Source organism: Paenibacillus sp. FSL P4-0338, from assembly GCF_038002365.1.
Taxonomy (GTDB): domain Bacteria; phylum Bacillota; class Bacilli; order Paenibacillales; family Paenibacillaceae; genus Paenibacillus_AQ.
This window is the reverse complement of sequence record NZ_JBBOCG010000001.1, coordinates 808038-826015: the sequence shown is the minus strand read 5'-3', so window position 1 is coordinate 826015 and position 17978 is coordinate 808038. Positions and strand designations below refer to the sequence as shown.

General features: G+C 53.7%; 19 protein-coding genes. 6 read left to right on the top strand and 13 right to left on the bottom strand.

Features of this window, described 5'->3' with window-relative positions:
- Nucleotides 1-10: 10 nt before the first annotated feature.
- From MKZ07_RS03415 to MKZ07_RS03405, 3 genes are all read right to left on the bottom strand, one after another.
- Entirely contained in the window at nucleotides 11-700 is a 690-nt protein-coding gene (locus tag MKZ07_RS03415; protein ID WP_036695123.1) for an LrgB family protein, read from the bottom strand.
- Nucleotides 697-1113, bottom strand: coding sequence for a CidA/LrgA family protein (locus MKZ07_RS03410; protein WP_341024487.1), 417 nt, complete (start codon nucleotides 1111-1113; stop codon nucleotides 697-699). The genes MKZ07_RS03415 and MKZ07_RS03410 overlap by 4 nt, the downstream gene beginning before the upstream one ends.
- 207 nt (nucleotides 1114-1320) lie before the next feature.
- The gene (locus MKZ07_RS03405; protein ID WP_083677753.1) at nucleotides 1321-2007 is read right to left on the bottom strand and encodes an NAD(P)H-dependent oxidoreductase; all 687 of its coding nucleotides are present in this window, start codon (nucleotides 2005-2007) and stop codon (nucleotides 1321-1323) included.
- Nucleotides 2008-2156: 149 nt separating this feature from the next.
- Here MKZ07_RS03405 and MKZ07_RS03400 point away from each other — a divergent pair, with 149 nt between their 5' ends.
- Nucleotides 2157-2543 carry a winged helix-turn-helix transcriptional regulator gene (locus tag MKZ07_RS03400; RefSeq protein WP_036695125.1) on the top strand — a complete coding sequence of 129 codons (387 nt, stop codon included), beginning with the start codon at nucleotides 2157-2159 and terminating at the stop codon, nucleotides 2541-2543.
- A gap of 61 nt (nucleotides 2544-2604) precedes the next feature.
- Here the strand turns inward: MKZ07_RS03400 and MKZ07_RS03395 are convergent, their stop codons facing one another.
- Nucleotides 2605-2979, bottom strand: coding sequence for a YkvA family protein (locus MKZ07_RS03395; protein ID WP_051493493.1), 375 nt, complete (start codon nucleotides 2977-2979; stop codon nucleotides 2605-2607).
- Nucleotides 2980-3090: 111 nt separating this feature from the next.
- Nucleotides 3091-4053, bottom strand: a complete 963-nt coding sequence (locus tag MKZ07_RS03390) for an acetylxylan esterase (RefSeq protein ID WP_036695126.1) — start codon at nucleotides 4051-4053, stop codon at nucleotides 3091-3093.
- A gap of 96 nt (nucleotides 4054-4149) precedes the next feature.
- On the opposite strand from MKZ07_RS03390, the gene MKZ07_RS03385 reads away from it, so the two are divergent.
- Together MKZ07_RS03385 and MKZ07_RS03380 are read left to right on the top strand one after the other, a co-directional pair.
- A complete protein-coding gene (locus MKZ07_RS03385) occupies nucleotides 4150-4989 on the top strand; it encodes a sugar phosphate isomerase/epimerase family protein (protein ID WP_083677752.1) in 840 nt (279 codons plus the stop codon).
- Nucleotides 4990-5115: 126 nt separating this feature from the next.
- Nucleotides 5116-6198: a glycosyltransferase family 4 protein gene (locus MKZ07_RS03380; RefSeq protein WP_341024480.1), complete on the top strand. Its 1083-nt coding sequence runs from the start codon at nucleotides 5116-5118 to the stop codon at nucleotides 6196-6198.
- Nucleotides 6199-6311: 113 nt separating this feature from the next.
- Here the strand turns inward: MKZ07_RS03380 and MKZ07_RS03375 are convergent, their stop codons facing one another.
- From MKZ07_RS03375 to MKZ07_RS03360, 4 genes are all read right to left on the bottom strand, one after another.
- On the bottom strand, nucleotides 6312-7544 hold the full coding sequence (locus tag MKZ07_RS03375; protein ID WP_076154553.1) for a hypothetical protein: 1233 nt from the start codon (nucleotides 7542-7544) through the stop codon (nucleotides 6312-6314).
- A 16-nt stretch (nucleotides 7545-7560) separates the two neighbouring features.
- On the bottom strand, nucleotides 7561-7932 hold the full coding sequence (locus MKZ07_RS03370) for a hypothetical protein (RefSeq protein ID WP_076154551.1): 372 nt from the start codon (nucleotides 7930-7932) through the stop codon (nucleotides 7561-7563).
- 169 nt (nucleotides 7933-8101) lie between these two features.
- On the bottom strand, nucleotides 8102-8503 hold the full coding sequence (locus tag MKZ07_RS03365) for a hypothetical protein (protein ID WP_076154549.1): 402 nt from the start codon (nucleotides 8501-8503) through the stop codon (nucleotides 8102-8104).
- A gap of 3 nt (nucleotides 8504-8506) precedes the next feature.
- Nucleotides 8507-8911 carry a hypothetical protein gene (locus MKZ07_RS03360; RefSeq protein ID WP_036695154.1) on the bottom strand — a complete coding sequence of 135 codons (405 nt, stop codon included), beginning with the start codon at nucleotides 8909-8911 and terminating at the stop codon, nucleotides 8507-8509.
- A gap of 156 nt (nucleotides 8912-9067) precedes the next feature.
- On the opposite strand from MKZ07_RS03360, the gene MKZ07_RS03355 reads away from it, so the two are divergent.
- Nucleotides 9068-9832 (top strand): SGNH/GDSL hydrolase family protein, encoded by a 765-nt coding sequence (locus MKZ07_RS03355; RefSeq protein WP_341024475.1) that lies wholly within the window; start codon nucleotides 9068-9070, stop codon nucleotides 9830-9832.
- Nucleotides 9833-9881: 49 nt separating this feature from the next.
- Here MKZ07_RS03355 and MKZ07_RS03350 read toward each other — a convergent pair whose 3' ends face one another.
- Nucleotides 9882-10979, bottom strand: a complete 1098-nt coding sequence (locus MKZ07_RS03350) for a glycosyltransferase family 2 protein (protein ID WP_341024474.1) — start codon at nucleotides 10977-10979, stop codon at nucleotides 9882-9884.
- A gap of 185 nt (nucleotides 10980-11164) precedes the next feature.
- Here MKZ07_RS03350 and thiD point away from each other — a divergent pair, with 185 nt between their 5' ends.
- Nucleotides 11165-11977, top strand: coding sequence for a bifunctional hydroxymethylpyrimidine kinase/phosphomethylpyrimidine kinase (gene thiD / locus MKZ07_RS03345; protein ID WP_036695156.1), 813 nt, complete (start codon nucleotides 11165-11167; stop codon nucleotides 11975-11977).
- Nucleotides 11978-12247: 270 nt separating this feature from the next.
- Here the strand turns inward: thiD and MKZ07_RS03340 are convergent, their stop codons facing one another.
- The 3 genes from MKZ07_RS03340 to MKZ07_RS03330 form a co-directional block, all read right to left on the bottom strand.
- Nucleotides 12248-13153 carry a hypothetical protein gene (locus MKZ07_RS03340; protein WP_036695157.1) on the bottom strand — a complete coding sequence of 302 codons (906 nt, stop codon included), beginning with the start codon at nucleotides 13151-13153 and terminating at the stop codon, nucleotides 12248-12250.
- Between the two features lie 74 nt (nucleotides 13154-13227).
- On the bottom strand, nucleotides 13228-13758 hold the full coding sequence (locus MKZ07_RS03335; RefSeq protein WP_235218430.1) for a GNAT family N-acetyltransferase: 531 nt from the start codon (nucleotides 13756-13758) through the stop codon (nucleotides 13228-13230).
- Nucleotides 13759-13857: 99 nt separating this feature from the next.
- Complete coding sequence (locus tag MKZ07_RS03330; RefSeq protein ID WP_036695158.1) at nucleotides 13858-14679, bottom strand: AraC family transcriptional regulator; 822 nt, start codon at nucleotides 14677-14679, stop codon at nucleotides 13858-13860.
- A 135-nt stretch (nucleotides 14680-14814) separates the two neighbouring features.
- Between MKZ07_RS03330 and MKZ07_RS03325 the strand changes: the two genes are divergently transcribed.
- Entirely contained in the window at nucleotides 14815-17928 is a 3114-nt protein-coding gene (locus MKZ07_RS03325) for a glycoside hydrolase family 2 TIM barrel-domain containing protein (protein WP_341024466.1), read from the top strand.
- Nucleotides 17929-17978 lie beyond the last annotated feature (50 nt).

Genomic DNA, 17978 nt, shown 5'->3' with positions numbered 1-17978 from the left:
GCCTGCAAGCTTAATGGTACATGATCCAGGCGACTAGCGGTCCGGCAATGGAGCCGACAATAGCGCATACGGTCATGGCTACAGAGCTCATGGACACTGACTCCTCGCCGTATTCCAGCGCTTTGGCTGTGCCGAGGGCATGGGAAGCTGTGCCCAGGCCAATGCCGATCCCCGACTCGCTGCGGATTCTGAACAGCTTGATAATATAGGGGCCGCCAATCGCTCCGGTGAAGCCGGCAACCATCACGAAGACGGAGGTCAGCGATGAATCTCCGCCGAGATTACTGGAGATCTGGATCGCTACAGCGGTGGTAATCGACTTAGGCAGAATAGACAGCACATACAGCTTAGAGAAGCCGAGTCCGGCTGCCATCAGCAGTCCGCTGAACATTCCAACCATAAGTCCGGTGACCGTTCCGCCGAGAATGGCAGGGAGATTCTTCCACAGCACATGCCGCTGTTTGTATAAGGGATAAGCAAGCGATACTACCGCTGGTCCCAGCAGCCGGTTAATCCAGTCGCCGCCGATCATATAAGTCTCATAAGAGATATGGAAGCCCATGAGCAGCACAACAACCGTGAACGTTGCCGTCAGTGCAGGCAGCAGAACCGGAAGACGGTAGCGTTTGTACAGTATGGACATGACCAGATAGATCACTACGTTCATCAGCACGAAGCCAACGGCCAGAAGAATTCTCATGCTTCCTTCCCCTTCCCGTGGAGATTACGGGCACGGTACGTCCGGCGTGTTAGACGTTTGACGCTGCGGGCGGCAATCCACTGGCTGGAATGTGCCGTAACAACCATGGTCAGCACACTGCTGATGACGAGAATGCCGATCAGGAGCAGCCCTCTTCCGCTGAAGATATCGAGATGGTTCAGAATGCCCGCGGTGGCGGGGATGAAGAACATGGGCAGATACGCCAGTATAAAGGACGAGCCGTTCTCAATCAGCTTCACGGGCACAATCTTAAGCAGCAGCAGGACGAACAGCAGCAACAGTCCCACGATACTGCCTGGAATCGGCAAATGCAGCAGCTCTTGCAGATAGTCTCCGGCCAGGAAGAACACATACAGCAAGCAGACTTCGGCGATAATACGGATGATTTTCATAATGCAGGAATCCCTTCAGTCTTGAAATGACGATCTTAAGCAGCCGCTCACCGGCAGCAAGTTGACCTCCTAAGAGTAGCAGAATTTTCAGTAAATTTTCAATAAGTTTTCGACTCTTCTATGTACTTTCATAACGGTAATCAAAGAAACGGATGACGCCCTGAGGGGCAGCATCCGTTTTGTATTAGGTTCTCATGATTTAGATTCCTATATCCACTCTACCACCTGAGCAGCGGTCCGCCGGGTCTTGGGACGCGGCTCGCCGGTGCGGTAGCCGAAGGCTACCATGCAGGCCAGCCCGAAATGTTCAGGGTCCATAATCCCCTCGTGGGCCAGAAGCTTCTCCATCTTCAGCTTATCGAAGCCTTCAATTGGACAGGAATCGATGCCAATCAGCGCGGCTGCGGTCATCATATTGCCAAGGGGCAGATACGTCTGACGTGCCCCCCACTCGAAGATCGCCCGCTCATTACCAGCCAGGCCGAAATCGTTTTTCAGGAATGCATCGAAGACCCGCTGCTTGCCCTCTGCAATCTCAACCGGCAGCTTCTGTACCTCCGACATCATACTCTGAATATATTCTGAGTCAGCTGCCAGATCACGCGGCTGTCTGGCCAGAATAAGCACGAAATGGCTTGCGGTCGGAAGCTGCTTCTGGGCGCCCCAGGCGTATGGCAGCAGCTTTTGCCGGAGCTCCGGGTTCTGAACAACTACAAACTTCCAGGGCTCGAACCCGAACGAACTCGGTGACAGGCGTCCCGTCTCCAGAATGAAGCCGAAATCCTCCCCGCTGATCTTCCTGCTGCTGTCGAATTCTTTGGTCGCATGTCTGTACTCGTAGGCTGCCAAAATCTGCTCTTTCGTCATTTCACTTACTGTGCTTGTGTTCTCCATCCTCCATACTCCCTTTCTGTGTACCATTCATGATAAGGAATTGACGTTTTCCTGTTCCCATGCCTATAGTAATGGATATACAATACATTTAGAAGTACGCACATTTTTGTGATGTAGTATACAAAATGATACTAAGGAGCGTGTTCGTGATGCGCGACCGTAAAGGCGGTTTCGGCACCTGCCCTGATGGCAATGCCTTTGCTTGTCCTGTAGAATTCACCCTCGATGTCATCGGCGGCAAATGGAAAGGTGTACTCTTGTACCATATGATGGATTCTACAGTCCGGTTCAATGAATTCCGCCGCATCTGCCCCGCCATCACCCAGCGCATGCTAACACTGCAGCTCCGCGAGCTGGAGGAGGATGGCGTCGTTCACCGTGAGGTCTATCATCAGGTGCCGCCGAAGGTCGAATACTCCTTGACCGAATTCGGCCGCTCTCTGATTCCGATCATCAAGCTGATGAGAGATTGGGGTCTGGAGTACCAGGCGAAGCAGCAGAGTTCTGAGAGTCCGGCTATAGACACCGGAGTGTAGCAGGGCATAGCAAAATAGGGATGCAGCCACCCGCTGCATCCCTTCGCTGTCTTCCAGCCTATTACGAATCTTCGAAAAACTCCTCCGCCTTCTGTTTATGCTCCTCCTTGACCTGTCCGGCAATGGCCCGGATGCCCGCTGCCATGACGGCAGCATCGTCTGTGAAGCCCAGGCCGATCAGCGCATCGGGAATGGCATCGATCGGGGAAATGAAATAAGCCAGCGCTCCAAAGGCAATCCCTTTCGCCCATAGCGGTGTTTTGGCATCCATAGCACAGTAGTACATGGCTATCGCTTCTCTGGTGAAGGGGATTTTACCAGCGGCTTTCCTGGTTTTGCTCCAGAAGCTCTTTTTCACAAGCTCCTCATTCTTCTTGTCATACTCAAAGCTCTCCACCAATACTCCCGCCGGCAGCTTACCTGTCTGATTGTCCATCCGTAGTTCCCTCCCGGTGATTAGACTGCCTACCTATGACCTCGTGCCAACCCTTACTATATCTTCACACCATTCCCTTGCGGCTAATCACTGTGGCCTGTACCACTTCACTTAGGAGCCCAGATGCTCCTGGAAGAACAGTGCCGTCTGTCTGTTCTGGAATTCGCTCACCTCATGCCCGGAGAACGGATAATCCTTAATCTCCTTAGGCGACTCTATCCGGTTATAAGCGGCATAGATCGTCTCCGGCATACATACCGTATCCTTCCAGCCTACAGACATCAGGACAGGGACAGTGAAGCGGTGAGCCAGATTGACGATGTCGAAAAAGGCCAGGTTCTGAAGCGTACGCTCCAGATGCTCCGGATAGCGCTTCAGGTAATCCGCAATCTCTGTGAGTGAGCTGGTGGAATTCAGCACTCCGAAATCCAGACGGCACAGATTAGGAATGTCTGCGGCTACCGCCGCCACGCGGTGGCTGAGCGCCCCTGCCAACAGAGCGATCCCCCCGCCCTGGCTGGCTCCTGTAATCGCAATGCGCGCCGGATCAACCCCGGGCAGCTGCGCTGCCGTCTCAATGGCCCGCACTGTATCTATGGCTAATGCCAGATAATAGGATTGCTCCTTCTCCAGCAGCCCCTGGCTGATCCAGCCTCTCACTATACCGTGCTCCTGCGGCAGCAGATTGCCTGTCTCGCCAAGCTGTCCCCGTACATCTACGGCCAGGACAGTGTATCCAAGCAGCACGAAATGTGCGTAGCGTTCAGGATATCCCCGGTCTCCGGTGTAACCTGGAAAGGTGACGATACACGGCCGGTCTCCCGTGCCCTCTGTATCACCAGCAGGCTGGATATACCAGGCATTGATCGTAGTCTCCCCATAGCTCATGTAGCTGACCTTGCTCACCTTCATGCCCGGATACGGGGTCTTCTCAGGGGTAATCGTCACCTCCAGCGGCTGCTCCTCATCTTCTGCGAGCAGATCATTCCAGAATTCATCAATCGTCTCCCGGTCCAGTGTCGGCTCCGGCCGGCAGTTCTCAAGCTCTTGCTTACGCACTTCTATTGCGTTCATCTCAATTCCTCCTGTATCGCTTGCATTCTTTAACCTTGCATGTCTATGTAAGCGTCATTAATATTATAGATATAAATTCATTGAATTCCAAAGGAGTTGTTTATTATTCGTTACGGAACGTTAGCACATACTGCCGGCTGCCTGCCGCTTAAGGAATTGACTTCCACTCTTCAGACCTACAATATTGATTTCGTACAGCTCGCTCTGTCCAAAGCCATACAGGATATCGACCTCTCCCCGGGCAAGCTGAGTCCTGGACTAGCTTCCTATATCGCTGAGCAATTCGACAGGGCCGGTATCCGCATCGGTGTGCTTGGCTGCTACATCAATCCGATTCACCCTGATCCTGCGGTCCGCCGGGCGGAGATTGACCGCTTCAAGGAGCATCTGCGCTATGCCCGCCTGTTCGGTGCCCCTATGGTCGCCACGGAGACTGGAGCACTTACGACCTTCCAGGAGCTCGACCCTTACCGCTATGAGGAGCTCGGCTGGGATGCCCTTAAGGCAACGGTCGAGGAACTGGCAGAGGAGGCGGAGAAGTGGGGCATATTCTTAGGGCTTGAAGGCGTCAGCACCCATACCCTGTCCTCTCCAGCCAAAATGCGGCGCATCCTCGATGAGGTGCCCTCCAGCTCCATCGGTGTTGTATTCGATCCGTGCAACCTGATCGGTGAAGAGATTCATCTCCAGGATGAGATCGTCGATCAATCCTTCAGTCTGTTCGGCGACCGGATCATCCTCGCCCATCTCAAAGGAATCTATGAGGACGGCGGACGCATTCGTCACGGCGCTCCCGGAGCCGGGCTGTTCCACACCGCTGAGTTCCTGGACAAGCTTGAGGCGCAGAAGCCGATGATCGATGTCTCTCTTGAGGATGTCACTAGCCTGGAGATCCAAGACTGCGTGAACCTGCTGCGCAACCTGCGCAATTCGTGATTATCCGGCCATAACCCCATTTCCTCCAAAAGTACCGCATAGCGGTACTTTTCGCTTTTCACTGAATAAAATAGTATACCTATCGCATTGTTGCAGAGCGATTGTGCAGAAAGGAAGGGATCACAGATGCGGTTCACTTTCCCCATTCTTACCTTATGCCATGGCGGGGCACAACGCATGCTCGTGGAGCTTACGAACGGTCTTACGGCCCGGGGCCACCAGGTTGTGATTGTCATGCCGCTGGGAGGGGATGTTTCCTATGACGTCCGTTCCACTCTGCTGATTACCGACTACACACTGCTCCGTGAATCCGATTTTCCGGTCAGTGATATCATCGTCTCTAACTTCTACACCACGGTTCCGGTCTCACAGGCAGCCAGCCTGAACGGCAAAGGCATGCATATCCGCCTCTCCCTGTGCTATGAACCTCTTTTTTTGCCGCAGAGCGAGATATCCTTCCCCTCCTACCATATTACCGATAAACTAATTGTCCTCTCCAGATGGCAGCAGGAGTTGATTAGACTGGGCCACGGAATCAGCGGAAGCATTGTGCCGGTAGGGATCAGCGCTTCATTCCGAAACATGAATATCCGCAAGGAGCTTCAGGAGCCGCTGAACATAACAGCGATCCTGCGCAAGGTGGAGAACGGGTTCTCCTGGCACCGCGAGCAGGATTATCTGGTGAATCAGCTGGATATCGTGAAGCAGCACTTCCCGTGGGTCAATATCAATTTCATCAGTCCGCCGGATGAATGCTTCAGTTCCGAATCCCTGAGAAGAATGATGGACAGCGGCAAATACCGCTTCTTCACCCCGCTCAATGACGAGGAGCTATGCTATCACTATAACGGTGCTGATATTTTTGTCAGCTCTAGTATTTTCGACACCGGTTCATTGCCAGGACTTGAAGCGATGCGCTGCGGAGCGGCGTTAGTCTCCGTCTATTCGGGAGGAAATCTGGAGTATGCCCGCCATGAGGAGAACTGCCTGTTGTCCTACCGGTATGAGAACCGGCTTGCGGCGGATGTGATGCGGCTTATTCAAGATCCCGTACTCAAGAGCCGGATCGCCGCACGCGGTGAGACCGATTCAAGATCATGGACCTGGGAGAACAGTGTCAAAATCCTGGAGCGGACGGCTGCCGCCTTTTTAAGCGGGAACAGTGCGGGGAAAACACGCTTCAAACGCCCTTTTGCAGAGAACGGTTAGGCAGTTCCGAAGAACGAAGATGATAGACAAAGTAGAATAGCAAGGCAAAACAGGCCCGGCTTGGAGGAACCAGCTGGACCTGTTTTTATGAATATAAACCGCTCCCTTCCCTCTCAATTGCCGAAAATAACATCCTGTTTGTTCAGCCGCGTATCATTCCATACCGCAGCCAGCGTATCCGGGAAAATAGTAGCCGCCGTAATGTAGTCCCCAATCAGCTCAGTCGGAATCGGAGAATTGCCGTTCGGATTCGTGGATACATCCGAGACTCTCCGGTTCGCGAAGGACAAGCCGCTGTTGATAGACTCCGCTACAAACACATCCAGCAGGAAGCCGTCCAGCCGGTTCGTATAGTAGATTACACGCACCGTTCCCGTGGAAGGCGATACCGTGATCGAAGGTGAGAAATTCTGTGATCCGGGCGGAGCCCCTGTAATGCTCACCGGCTGGGACCACAGCAAGCCGTCCGGGGAACGCGAGAAGAAAATATCGGCATAACCAAGCCGGAAATCGTTCCACACCGCATAGACAAAACCCGCAAGAGGGCCGTTCGAGATGTCTGCTCCAAGCGCTAAATTCGTCTGTACGCGGAAGTTATAATTCGGAACAGGCAGCGGACTGGGCACGGGAACAGTACTCGCAAGAAAAGTCGCTCCCCGGGTGACCGGGGGACTGAAGCTGACTCCCCCGTCCTGGGAGACACGGATATAGGCATACTTTGGCCCAGGACCAAGCTGGATATATCCCACATAGACCTCGCCCGCCAGTCCGACAATGAGTGCCGCCCGCTCCAGATCCCCCCGGGGATCAGATATACGCTGCGGCGGCTCCCAGCTGAGTCCCTGATCGACGGAACGCTGGAAAAAGATCGCGGCATTCGTTCCCAAATAGAACAGCGGGGTATAGCCAATGTATGCATTGCCCCGGTACGGGCTGGACGGTGAACGGTCTACAGCAAGGAAGGGTTCGTCATTATGGACGTATAGGCCGTAGCCGCGCTGAACGATAACAGGGGGATTGAACGTCAATCCGTTGTCAAAGGTGGTGTACGTTGCAATCGTCCCGTCTTCAAATTCATTGAAAAAGTGGACAGCAATGATAAAGGTATTGGGAAAGGTATAGTCAATGGTCGGCGCTTCCGCGCTCATGAAGCCCGGTGCCTGCGGCAGAATGGTAGAGCCCCAAGTGGCCCCGCCGTCCACCGACCGGTAGAATCCGGTCAACGCTGTTCCTGTACTGGAATCCACCGCTACCGCACACAGAATGTTGGGGTCCAGCTCATTTACCGCAATCGAAGGCTCTATATGGTTCCCTGGCAGCCCGGCTGTAACGTTGACGTTCGCCAACAGACATCACCCCGTTTCAAGTGTTAATGATAGTCAAACGGTCAATGTATGTAAGTTCTGGTTGAAGAATTTGCCCGATACTATTGCCTGCGGCATCTAATGCAAACACATTTACAATGGTGTTCACCGCACTGTAAAAGTTAATCTGGGCTTCATAATAATTCGCGGCATTTACTGAATAGGTCTGGACCAACAACTGTTGGGGGTTCACTTGAAACAAAGCTTCGCCTACGCCTACCCGCGTGAAACTGCTGCCGAGGAAATGAAAGATCTGCAAATTGATATTTATCGCTACGACAATAGAATCATTCAGGCAGGAAATTTGAATCCGGTCGATATGTGACGTTCCGGCAGGCGGATTATAGACCGCTCCCGTTGTATAGGGCATAAATTCTGTGCTCCCTCCATTTTCCTACTTAATCGGTGCCTTCTCCTCTTTCCAAGCCGCGGACTCACTCCAATTCCATGTATATGTATCGCTTTATTTGTCCCATGAGCGAATAATAATTCTAGAGGAAGCGCCAAAAAACCGGGGAGTATCACTCCCCAGCGTAAGGTTAGGAGACAGACATGCCCGAAAATACCAACGGGCCAATGATCACCGGGGGATTCCCGGTACCGATGGCGGACACAACGAGAGCATAGGCGTAATAACCGGCAGGAATGCCGCTGTCTGTAAAAGATAAATGAACCACTTCATAGCTATCCCCGATCAAGGGACTGGATCTTGCCGTGAAGATCTGCACCGCATTCCGTACAATGGTAAAAATCAGATTGGAGGCGCTGGCCGTGTTGTTCTGGAGGCCGATTGTCGCTTCAAGCAGGACCAGGCCGTTCGCTCCTACGGCCACACCGAACTGTCCCAGAATCGTACTGTTAGGCAGCCTCCTTACGGGGAGTGAAGCGGATTGGCTGAAGCTGGACGGGACACTTTTACCGAAATCAATGATAGCCGCCATCGCTTACACCAGGGAGAGTCCCGAGAAATCTACGGGCCCTATCAGATTGGCAGAGTTCAGTGTAGAGGAATTCACTTGTGAAATCGTCAACGTATAAGCGAAATATCCTGCCGGGAAGTTAAAATCCACATAAGAGAAACTGAGCGGAGCATATTGGCTCCCGCCTGGTGCCGTTGCCAGCAGGGTAAACACAGGGGTTCCCGAACGCAGGATCGTAAGCAGCAGATTGGGATTGCCCAGCGTAGTCTGAACACCGACCGTGGCATTGAGCAGGACACTCCCGCCCAGTAAGGTGGCAAGCCCGAATTCGGTCAGCGTATAGCTGGAGGGGGACAGGGGAACAGGTATCGTGATCGATTGACTGAAGCTGGTAATTGCACTTTTGCTGAAATCAATGATTTGCGTCATCAACGTGGCCTCCTGGTAACAAATTCCTTCTCCATTATTCTATGGTGAATTCAGTCTGCTGACTGGACTAAGAAACCATGACATCTATACATAGGCACGGCGGCATGTATGGTTTACACTGATTGTATATACACTAGGGTTATCGGAGGCGGGAGCATGAACAGGAATGAGGAGCAGCAAGAGCCCATGGGGTCTCAGTTCAAATATATGGTCAGCGGCGATTCTATCTCCAAAGGCGTTGTGTATGACGAGACCAGAAGCAAGTATGTCATTCTGGAGGATAATTATGTATCTATGCTTCAGGGCAAGCTCAAGGGAGCTATGCGCAATACTGCCAGATTCGGCAATACGCTGATGAAGGGCTTCGGCAATCTGAAGCGGGATGTACTGAAGGAGAAGCCGGATGTGGTGCTGATTGAATACGGCGGCAATGACTGTGACTACCACTGGGGAGAGATTGCAAGCAACCCTGAGGCAGAGCATAGTCCTAAAACGGATTTTCCGGCCTTCGAGCGGATGCTGGTTGATATGATTCATTTCTTGAAGAACCAGGGCATCACGCCTATCCTGATGAGTCTGCCTCCGCTGAATGCGGACAACTACTTCAAGTGGGTCAGCGGCAACAATCCCGATTCTGAAGTGAACATTATGAAATTCCTCGGCAGCGTCACCAAGATCTACTGGTGGCAGGAGCGTTACAACTCCGCTATCATCAAGGTCGCTGAGAGCACCAAGACCAAGATTATCGATGTCCGGGGCGCCTTCCTGCAGCAGCCGGATTACACCAAGTTCATCTGCCGGGATGGCATCCACCCTAACCGGGAGGGCCACCGGATTATCTACGACAAGGTGCTGGAATTCATCCGCACGAGTGAACCTCAGCTGTTGCTGGAGCCTGCGGCAATGCCTGGACATCCATAGACAATAGCAAGCGCTCCCCAGCCTCGGCAGGGGAGCGCTTGCTATGTGTTCAGGGCTGCTGCAAGGAGACATACTTGTCGCCCAGGAGCTTCTGGAAGTAATTCCGGTTATACAGCATGCTGGGATGGCCCGGAGAATGAAGCAGCGCAGTCTCATTATACCGGTTGGCCCGTTCATGCTGGCCCAGCCGGTCATAACAGAGCGCTAGCTGCAGATTCGGAATCCAGGTGGCGAAGGCCTCATTCTTCATCGCCATGGACTCCGCCTGTCCGGGCAACTGAATAGCAAGCTCAAACCAGTAGATTGCCGGGTGTAGCTGGCCCTTCTCCAGATGCCAGGTTCCCAGACGGCAGCAGCCCTCGGCACGCGGAGCATCATATTTCAGTGTACGGGTAACCGCAGTGAAGGACGCATCCTTGTCCCCCAGCGCTTCCAGGCATTCGGCCAGCCGCAGGCAGGCCTGAATATTATCTTCAATCCAACCCTGCCCGCCGCTGAGGAACAGCTCGTAATACCGGCAGGCCTCCCTGTGAATTCCGTGGTCGCGCAGCTCATTGGCGTAATAATATTGATCGCGAGCAGAGAAGCTCTCGCCTTCCGCTTCCCGTTTGCGGTAGATCCGCAGATTGCGGTCCGTGTACGCTTTATCCTTCTCATGGGTAACACAGACGGCACTTGCCAGCGACGGGCCATACACCTCCAGATATTCATGCACCGGACCGATCCACCGGAACCCGCACGCCCGGCGAACCAGCCGGTTGCGCCGCAAGGAGGTCGTCACCCTCCCCTCCCCGTCAAAAGCGAGATTATACTGCATATTCACACTGTCCACCTGTTCCGGCAGCGAAGACTTCAGTTCCCTGAACAGCGCCTGATCCTCTTCTCGCAGATAGTCGTCCGCATCCAGCCAGAAGATATAATCCCGGCTCGCCTTGCTGAAGGCGTAATTACGGGCAGCGGAGAAATCCTGAGTCCAGGTAAAATCGTAAATTGCGGATCCAAAGGCACCGGCAATCTCCTTGGTGCGGTCTGCCGATCCCGTATCTACAATGACGATCTCATCGACCAGCCCTTCCACAGAAGCCAGGCAGCGGGGCAGGCTCTTCTCCTCATTGCGGACAATCATGCATAAACTGATCTCAATCATGGCAGCCTCCTGAATAAAGAATCCACTAGACTACCATGATATGCAGTGCAGCAACCGGCAAACCCTTGCTCTTACCTAAGGGCTGCAGTGCGTTTTTGAAGCTTATACTTTTTTTGCGGACTAAGCCGATGATTTTTGTTATAATAAACAGCATACTATTCATATACAAGAAGGGGACGTTACCTTTGTCAAAAATCATTAAGACATTAACCATTGCCGGCAGTGACTCCAGCGGAGGCGCAGGCATTCAGGCAGACCTCAAAACCTTTGAGGAATACGGTACTTACGGCCTTAGTGCCCTGACTACGATTGTAACGATGGACCCTGACCGGGGCTGGCATCATAATGTATACCCTGTCGATGCTGCCATCGTTGCCGAACAGCTCAAGACGATCTTCGCCGGCGGTCCTGTGGATGCCATGAAGACCGGGATGCTCGGCAGTGTGGAGATTGTTAAGGTTGCTGAACAGGCCCTGAAGAGCAACAAGCAGACCAATGTCGTAATCGATCCGGTTATGGTATGCAAAGGCGAGGACGAAGTACTGAACCCGGAGAGTGCAGACGCCATCCGCGATCTGCTGCTGCCGCTGGCTACGGTGGCTACTCCGAATTTGTTCGAAGCCGGAGTGCTCTCCGGTCTCGGCAAGCTGACTACGCTTGATCAGATGAAGGAAGCTGCCCGCCTGATTCATCAGCTCGGCACCCAGAATGTTGTCGTCAAGGGCGGCAAGGCGCTGGGCGGCGACAAGGCGATTGATATCTTCTTCGACGGCAGCGAATATCTGGTCCTTGAGACTGCGAAGATCGAGCCTGCCCATAACCATGGCGCCGGCTGCACCTTCGCCGCAGCGATTACCGGCGGACTGGCTAACGGCTTGTCGGTGAAGGATGCTGTGGTGAAGGCGAAGGATTTCGTATCCGCCGCCATCCGTAACGGATATGCGTTCAATGAATATGTCGGTCCTGTATTCCACGGGGGCTACCGTCTGGAGCAGTAAGGCCGAACGGATAAGGCCGAACGGATAATCAAACAAGCTAACAACCAGCAGACAAAAACCTCTCTTACAGGTGGCTGTAACCAGCCATGGAAGAGAGGTTTTTGTTATTTTTTCAAAAAGAATTTAGATCCAATTCCCGCTTAAACAACGGTCCGTTCGCGGAGCGTCCATCCAAGTGAACACGTACATCCTTCTCCAAACCAAAGGGGCGTCCCTAGAAGCCTTTTCATGGCTTTTGGGACACCCCCTTCTTTTTACTGCGTATCCTGCTTACTTAACGGGCGGCTCCTCCGCAATATGCTTCACGAACTCCAGCATCTTATCCTTGTCCTTGTCATTCAGGACACCGATAATGATCGATTTCGCATTATAATTGATTGGCAGCTCCGAGATGAAGGGGGACTTGAGAATATCCACACCGTATAGCTCATTCTTGCCCGTGTCCTCATTGACTCCCCACTGCATGCGGGTATCGTCTGCGGCAAGCTTCCCGTCCGCTGTGATTGGCTCCAGATTCTGGAATCCGGTCTGTCCGCCGATCCACTTGACGGTAGCCTCATCCAGCACGAGGATATCCGGCCGGTTCGCCGCCAGCTCCACGACTGCCTTTTGCATATAATTCATGTCCAGCGAGTCAGAGCCGTCGCCCGTTCTGGGCAGATAAGTCATCACCGTCTCCACCCGCTTCCACTGCGGGTAAGCCGCGATGATCGCCTTCTCCAGCTCCTCGGTCTTGCCGCTCGTATCCGTGACACCGAAGCTGCCGATGAACATAATCTTCGCATCCACGGGCGGCAGGGAAGCTAGATATTGTCGATGCTGGTAATTGTCATAGAGGGCCTTCCCGCCAAAAATCACCACCAGCAGCCCGATTATGCCGAGAATCACATGTGTTTTGTATAGCCGCATGAAGGTCTCCCACTTGCTCGCCGTACCGGAGAAACGTCCATACTTGGCAAGCCGGTCGTCTTCGGCCTCCTGGATCTCCTGCTCATCCCAGGTATCGAGAATCAGCTTGTACGCCCGGAAATCCGCTTCGTAAGCTGCTATCTCTTCCTCTGTGGTCAGTCCGCGTCTTCGCTTCAGGAGCAGGTCAAACCGCTTGTTCAGTTCCTCTCTGGTTACGGTTTCAGGTAATCCTAACTGCACATACGCTTGCTTCAGGTTCTCGTTCACATTGAATTCTCCTTTGATATGGATGATGCCATAATTCTATATTAACAGACTTCACCGTGTATTCTCCACTCGCGCTATAGGCGGGCAGCCGTGTCCGGTGTCTCCATCAGCAGGAACTCCATTTCGCTCTCCCCGTGCTGATGCACGAAGCTATGTAAAAGGACGAAGCCTGCCTTCTTATACAAGCGGACTGCCCTCAGGTTAAAAGCTGCCACCGACAATCTGAATCGCTTCGCGTCATACGTCTGCTCAGCAAACCTCATCCCCGCCTGCAGGAAAGCCAGTCCATGGCCCTGCCCCGTCAGATCCGGTCTTATCCCCAAGCCGATATCGAGGGCCGTTCCATCGAGGTAGAGTCCGCTCTCTATCCCTTCCCCCACCTGCGCGTTCTGCCCGTAACAGAAGAACCCGATCAACGCTCCGTCCGCAGCAGCTACGCTGAAATAAGAGCCATCCAGCAGCTCCTCGATATCCTCTGCGGCATCAGCCGCATCCAGCATGTTGTACAGGGTATATGGCGGCTCATATCTCCAGTTGACGATCTCTCTGGCCGCCGGCTCATCCATTAACCGGATCTGATAAGCTCTGTTCTGTCCTAGGATCACTATAATATCCCTCCGCTCTCTTGTTTTTTGAATTTGGTGGGCGTAAGCCCGGATGATAATCCAGATGTATAAATGCGCTGTCTCTAATTATAGCAGTCTCTAGTCCAATCCGTGCAGTCCTCTCCACTCTTCCGGCTGCATGCCGGTAATGCGTTTGAAGACAGCGCAGAAATAGCTGACATTCTCGAAGCCTGCCCGCTGGGCGATTTCATAGATCCGCTGCCCCCGGCTGCTGAACATCAGCTGCTTGCTCCGGTTGACGCGCTGCTTGTTAATGTAGGCCACCGGCCGTTCACGGACGGTCCGCTGGAACAGCCGGCACAGATACTGCGGCGAGACAGACGCCACCTCGGCCAGCTCCTTCAGCAGCAGCGGGCGGTGCAGGTGAAGCTCGATATATTGCAGCACCGGCTTCATCCGTGCAAGCTCGTTGTCCTCATTCGAGGCCGGAAGCAGGCTGCGCTTCAGATCCAGCAGCAGAGCATACAGCAGCTTGGAACGCTCCAGATTGTCCTGCAGCCCGCTTGCGGAGGAGAGGGTCAGCATCTCTTCCAGCGGTGCAAGAATGGGCTCAGCCCGCAGACGCCCGACCCCGGACTCGCGGATTCCGGCGTAGAGCAGCATCTGGGCCGCTTCCCTCCCGTTGAAGGAGATGAAGGCCAGCTCCCATTCCCGGCTAAGCGGAGTATAGGAATGAGGAACATCCGGGTAGAGGCAGAATAGATCACCAGCCTCCGCCGTATAGGTCTTGCCCCTGATATTCACTTCACCCTTGCCGCCTAGAACCTGGTGCAGCTGATAATCTGGAAAGCCCGCAGGCCGGATCATCTCCACCTGATGCTCCCAATACCCGATGGTCGTGGCATACAGCGGCAGCAGAAGCATATCTTCCATCTCGCAAAAGATCATCGTGCTATCCATAGCGGTCTCCTTCCAGATGCAATCTCGATTTGATCTGTTGTTTCATATTTTATTATATATGAAGAAAATCATTATATATACCCAGAACATTTTCCATCCTATAATATGAATATAACAATATAAGGAGATGTTAACTTGCGCAACAAACTCTCATATCAGCAGCCTGCCAACGGATATCCCGAATGGAACAATAATCCTGAGATTTTTCAATTGAACCGTATAGACGCCCATGCCTCCATGATGTCCTTCCCGGCAGCGGCCGACGCCCTGCAAGGGGATAAAGTCTCCTCATCCCGTTACCAGACGCTGAACGGTACGTGGAAATTCGCTTTTGCCGAGACACCGGATGCACGGATCAAGGACTTCTATAAGACCGGATACGACGCTGCCGGCTGGGCAGATATCGCCGTTCCTTCCCACTGGCAGTTCCAGGGATATGATTATCCCCAATACACCAATGTACGCTACCCTTGGGAAGTGTCCGAGCCGGATCTGAAGCCTCCTTTCGCTCCGACGGTATACAATCCGGTAGGCTCCTATATCCGTTCCTTCAGCGTTCCGCAGGATTGGGACGGACAACCTGTATTCCTCAGCTTCCAGGGTGTGGAATCGGCCTTCTATGTATGGGTGAACGGAGAACTCGCCGGATACTGTGAGGATACTTTCACACCGTCAGAATTCGATATCACTGCCTACCTGCTTCCCGGCGAGAACAAGCTGGCCGTCGAAGTCTACCGCTGGTGTGATGCGAGCTGGCTGGAAGATCAGGACTTCTGGCGTCTGAGCGGAATTTTCCGCGATGTCTATCTTTACACTGCGCCTCCAGTACGGGTAGCCGACTTCTTCGTCCGCACCGAGCTGGACAAGAGCTTCACCGATGCGGAGCTGCAAGTCGACCTTACCCTGGAGAACTATTATAACCGGGTCACTTCCGCACACTCCGTAGAAGTACAGCTCTACGACAGCAAGCAGCAGCCGGTATGGGCAGCGCCCGTATCAGCCGGATTTGCTTTTGAACAAGAGGGAACTCAGCTGCTTAAGCTGTCTGCAGCCGTGAAGAACCCGCTGAAATGGAGCGCAGAGAAGCCTAACCTCTACACCCTGCTGATTTCGGTGAAGGACGATCAGGGACAACTGCTGGAAGCGCTCAGCTGCAAGACGGGCTTCCGGACCTTCGAGATCCAGGACGGCCTGATGAAGATCAACGGCAAACGGATCGTATTCAAGGGAACGAACCGCCATGAATTCTCCTGCGATACCGGCCGTGCGCTCTCCAAGGAAGATATGATCACCGACATCAAGCTGATGAAGCTGCATAATATCAATGCCGTGCGTACCTCCCACTATCCGAATCAATCGGTATGGTACGAGCTGTGCGACGAATACGGTCTATATGTGATCGACGAGACGAACCTGGAGACTCATGGCTCCTGGCAATACGGGCAGAAAGAACTGCATGAGGGCAACGTTCCCGGCAGCCGCCCGGAATGGCGCGCGAACGTCATTGACCGCTGTAACTCCATGATGCAGCGCGACAAGAACCACACGTCAGTCATCATCTGGTCGCTTGGCAACGAATCCTTCGGCGGCGATAACTTCCTGGCCATGTATGACCACTTGAAGCATGCAGACCCGACCCGTCCGGTGCATTACGAAGGTACTTATCATTACAGACCTTCGGACGCGGCCAGCGATATTGAATCAACGATGTACATCAAGCCGGATGAAGTCGTGGAGTACGCACTCAGCAATCCGAAGAAGCCGTACATTCTGTGCGAATACAGCCATGCCATGGGCAACTCCTGCGGCGGCCTGCATCTGTACACCGAGCTGTTCGACAAATATGACAGCATCCAGGGCGGATTCATCTGGGACTGGGTGGATCAGGCCATCCGCACAACCACTCCTGAAGGTGTGTCTTATCTGGCTTACGGCGGAGATTTCGGGGAAAAGCCGCATGACGGCAACTTCAGCGGCAACGGCCTGCTGTTCGCGGACCGCAGCGTGACGCCTAAGCTCTACGAGGTGAAGAAATGCTATCAGAATATCACCATCACTGCCCTTGATCTGAAGAACGGAAGCTTCGAAGCCCGTAACAACTTCCTGTTCACAGATCTGGCAGACTATCAGCTGAGATGGTCGCTGGCTCTGAACGGCAAGGCGGCCCAGGAAGGACAATTGCCGCTCTCCGCAGCGCCTGGCGAAGCAGCCAGCTTCACGGTTCCTCTGGATTCAGCGCTGCTTGAATCGGACAAGGAAGCAGTGCTAACGGTGTCATTTGTTCAAGAGAACGCAACCGCCTGGTCTGAGGCCGCGCATGAAATTGCCTGGGAACAGTTCGTGTTAACCCCGTACATTCCATCCGGCAACCCGGATAGTTCAGGCAATACGCTACAGGTCAACGAGCAGGATGGCTTCCTGACCTTTGAGGGCAACGGCTTTGCGCTCTCCTTCGAGACTGCAACCGGCGCGCTTACTTCTCTGAAGTCCTCCGGGAAGGAGCTTCTGCTCGCACCGGCCAGACCTAACTTCTGGAGAGCAGTAACGGACAATGATCTCGGCAACAAGCATCCCGAGCGCTGCGCCGTCTGGAAGGAAGCCTCCTATGAGCGTCAGCTGGCCCGGTTCAGCTGCCGTGTGGAAGGCAATCTCGGCTTCGTAACCGCCGACTATCTGCTGGGTGCGCAGCCGCAGTCCACTCTGCGTGTGCATTACGAGATTCGCACAGATGGTTCTGTCGAGATTGTCCAGGAGCTGAACCCGGGCAGCAGCAGCCTGCCGGAGATCCCGGAATTCGGAATGGTCTTCGAACTGGACAGCAGTCTGGACACGATCTCCTGGTATGGCCGCGGGCCGCATGAGAACTATTGGGACCGCCAGACCGGAGCTCCGCTGGGACTCTACACAGGCAAGGTCAGTGAGCAGTTCACGGATTACCTCCGCCCTCAGGAATGCGGCAACAAGACGGATGTCCGGTTCGCTTCCGTTACCGCTGGTCGTGAAGGACACGGATTGTCTGTAGAAGGCGCAGTGCCGCTCGAAGTCAATGCACTACCTTGGTCTCCGGCCGAGCTTGAAGCCAGCGACCACGGCTACAAGCTGCCAGCCTCTGACAAGACCGTGCTGCGTGTCAATTACAAGCAAATGGGCGTCGGCGGCGACGACAGCTGGGGTGCACCAACCCATGAACAGTTCACGCTGCTTGCGGGCCGTCCGTATACCTTCAAGTTCAAGCTGACACTTGTGTAAGCAAGCATAAGATTTTCTGTATAGAGGGCAGTCCCGCAAGCCGTAAATTG